The following is a 2,926-nucleotide window of genomic DNA, read 5'->3' as shown; positions in this document are numbered from 1 at the left end:
CCCGGCGGCGGCCATCAACAGGGTCAGGGACGCGGTTTTGCGGCGCTCGCCGGTGCGGTCGGAATAGCCGGGAATCCACCACGCGGCGAACAGCGCACAGACCCAGGGAATCGCCGAGACCAGGCCCACCATCAAGCCGACCCTGGTCCCCAGCAGCCCACCGACCTGGGTTGGCAAGTAGAACACCACGCCGTAAACGCTGGCCTGGATCAGTAGGTACACCAGGCACAGGTACAGCACGCTGGGCTGGCACAGCACAGTGAGCAGGCTACGGCCATGAGAGGTTTTGTGCTGGTCTTCGCGGTCGAGCAGGTCCTGGATCTGGCGGCGCTCTGCAACGCTCAGCCATTTGGCATCGGCGGGGCGGTTGTCCAGGTACCAGTAGGCCCAGATGCCAACCGCGGTGGCCATCAGGCCTTCCACCGCGAACAGCCATTGCCAGCCGTGCAGCCCAGAGAACCCGTCCAGCTCCAACAACAGGCCCGAGAGCGGGCTGCCGAAGATGAAGGCCAGGGGCGCGCCAAAGTAAAAGAAACCCATGGCCTTGCCGCGCACGGCAGAGGGGAACCAGTAGGTGAGGTAGAGAATCACCCCGGGGAAGAATCCGGCTTCGGCCACGCCCAGCAGGAAGCGCAACAGGTAGAAGCTGGTTTCGTTATGGGCAAACATCATGGCGGCGGACACCAGGCCCCAACTGACCATGATCCGGCACATCCACAGGCGGGCACCGACGCGATGCATGATCAGGTTGCTCGGCACTTCCAGCAGCGCATAGCCGACAAAAAACACCCCGGCGCCAAAGGCGAAGGCGGCATCACTGAGGCCGGTGTCGGCCTGGAAGGCTTGCTTGGCGAACCCGACGTTGGCGCGGTCGAGGAAGGCCATGATGTACATCAACAGCAGAAAGGGCAGCAGCCGCCAGGAAATCTTGGCGAGCAAGGACGCAGGCAGGGTCTTCATTGTTCAGTCCAGTTGTTTTGTTCTTATGGGAAGGACTGTACGGCGCTCCATCTATACGCTACAAATCGAATCTCGCTTACAACTGATAACCTCAGGGTATCGATAACAAGGAAAAAAATGAGTAGTCCCGCAATCTCCCGCAGCCTGTTCAACCGCCTGCGCTACAAGCATCTGCATATGCTGGTGGCCTTGAGTTCCAGCCAGAACCTGCACCGTGCGTCCCAAAGCCTGAACATGTCGCAGCCGGCGGCGACGCGCATGTTGCGCGAGATCGAGGATATGTTTGCCTGTGACCTGTTCGAGCGCCTGCCCCGGGGCATGCGCCCGACGGCACTGGGCAAGGAATTGATCCGCTTTGCCGAGTCGGCGCTGAGTGGCCTCGACCGCTGCGCCGAGGAACTGATGATGCGCCAGCAGGGCGGCTACGGGTATTTGTCGATCGGCACCATCATGGGCGCGGCGCCGGACCTTGTGATGGACTCCATTGCGCAGATCAAAACCCTCAACCCGCAGATGCGCATTCGCATCATGGGCGATACCAGCGACCAGGTGATCCAGTTGCTGGAGCAAGGCCGCATCGACCTGGCCATCGCCCGGCGCAACGCCGCCACCGACAGTGAGCATTACACCTTTGAGCCCCTGGGCAACGAACGCATGCTGGTGGTGGTGCACGCCGGCCACCCCCTGGCCCAGCGCGAGCATCTGCCGCTGGCGGAACTGGTCAGTGACTGGCCGTGGATTCTGCAACCGCAAACCAGCCCGGCGCGCATTGGTTTTGATGAAGCATTGCAACACCTGGCCTTGCCGCAGCCGGCGGACATTATCGAGTGCAGTTCTGTGTATTCCATGCAGCAACTGATTCAACTCACCGACGCGATCATGGTGCTCTCGGAAAGCGCCCTGCGGGATTACTTGAAAATGGGCCTCGTGGTGGCCTTGCCGGTGGTGCTGGAGGTGCAACTGGCACCGTTCGGGATGCTGCTGCGCAAGGGCGACCCGGTGAGCCGCGAGTTGGGGTTGTTTATCGACATGCTCAGGCAAAAGGCCGCAATGCTTTAAACATCGTGTGCAAAAGAACGTGGTACGCCGGCAGGTTATTAAATAGAATGAATCTCATTTGAGACTGACTCGCGCCGCGCAGGTTACTTGCCATGAATGATGCTGTAGTGCCGACGCACCTCGCTGAACCCAGCCTTCACACGTTCTATCGCGACCACCGCAGCTGGCTCGAAAGCTGGCTGCGGCGCCGCTTGGGCAACGCCTGGGATGCGGCCGACCTGAGCCAGGACACGTTCCTGCGGGTGCTGGCCAGCGCGCAGCCGATTGCGCAATTGCAGGAGCCCCGGGCCTATCTGGTGACGGTGGGCAAGCGCTTGCTGGTGAATTTTCACCAGCGGCGCAGTCTGGAACAGGCGTATCTCAATGCGTTGATGCAGTTGCCGGAGGCTTGCGTGCCGTCGCCGGAGCAACGCTGGTTGCTGCTGGAAACCCTGCAAGCCCTGGATGAATTGCTCGACGGTTTGCCGGCGGTAGTGCGCCGCGCGTTTCTTTGGAGCCAGCTGGAAGGACTCGCCTATCGGGAGATTGCCGAGCGGCTCAAGGTATCCGAGCGTACGGTCAAGCGCTACATGGCCCAGGCTTACGAGCATTGCCTGCTGGTGGAACTGTGAGCCGTACTGCGCCGGATCTCGCCCGGGCGGCGGCGCAATGGCTGGCGTTGCTGGAGTCCGGCAGCGCCACCGAACGAGATCACGCCCGCCTGCAGCAGTGGCGTGACAGCCATCCCCAGCATGAGCAGATCTGGCAAAAAGCCCAATCGCTGCGCCAACGGTTTACCGACTTGCCGCCAGCGTTGGCCATGGCCAGCCTTGATCGTCCGCAACCGGGACGGCGTGCAGTACTCAAGCGTGCCTTGGGCGTCGCCGCGTTGTTGCCAACCGCGTGGTTGCTCAGCCGGCAATTGCCT

4 protein-coding genes are annotated in these 2,926 nt (G+C 61.8%); 3 read left to right on the top strand and 1 reads right to left on the bottom strand.

The window, feature by feature from the left end; all coding sequences use genetic code 11:
* The coding region (locus HX846_RS31680; protein ID WP_178966910.1) for an MFS transporter at window positions 1–960 on the bottom strand (960 nt) is incomplete at its 3' end.
* Between the two features lie 117 nt (window positions 961–1,077).
* Between HX846_RS31680 and HX846_RS31675 the strand changes: the two genes are divergently transcribed.
* The 3 genes from HX846_RS31675 to HX846_RS31665 all read left to right on the top strand — a co-directional run.
* Window positions 1,078–2,019, top strand: a complete 942-nt coding sequence (locus HX846_RS31675) for a LysR family transcriptional regulator (protein ID WP_087693849.1) — start codon at window positions 1,078–1,080, stop codon at window positions 2,017–2,019.
* Window positions 2,020–2,111: 92 nt separating this feature from the next.
* On the top strand, window positions 2,112–2,630 hold the full coding sequence (locus tag HX846_RS31670) for a sigma-70 family RNA polymerase sigma factor (protein WP_177008503.1): 519 nt from the start codon (window positions 2,112–2,114) through the stop codon (window positions 2,628–2,630).
* On the top strand, window positions 2,627–2,926 hold a 300-nt coding region (locus HX846_RS31665; protein ID WP_178966909.1), incomplete at its 3' end, for a DUF4880 domain-containing protein. The genes HX846_RS31670 and HX846_RS31665, both read left to right, overlap by 4 nt.

This window comes from Pseudomonas sp. K5002 (genome assembly GCF_013386655.1).
GTDB lineage: Bacteria > Pseudomonadota > Gammaproteobacteria > Pseudomonadales > Pseudomonadaceae > Aquipseudomonas.
Note: the sequence above shows the minus strand (reverse complement) of the source record. Positions and strands in the feature narration are given on the sequence as shown.

Bases quoted from the DNA above. Each gene is read 5' to 3' on its own strand.
- HX846_RS31670 (WP_177008503.1), top strand. From the start codon at position 2,112: ATGAATGATGCTGTAGTGCCGACGCACCTCGCTGAACCCAGCCTTCAC.
- HX846_RS31675 (WP_087693849.1), top strand. From the start codon at position 1,078: ATGAGTAGTCCCGCAATCTCCCGCAGCCTGTTCAACCGCCTGCGCTAC.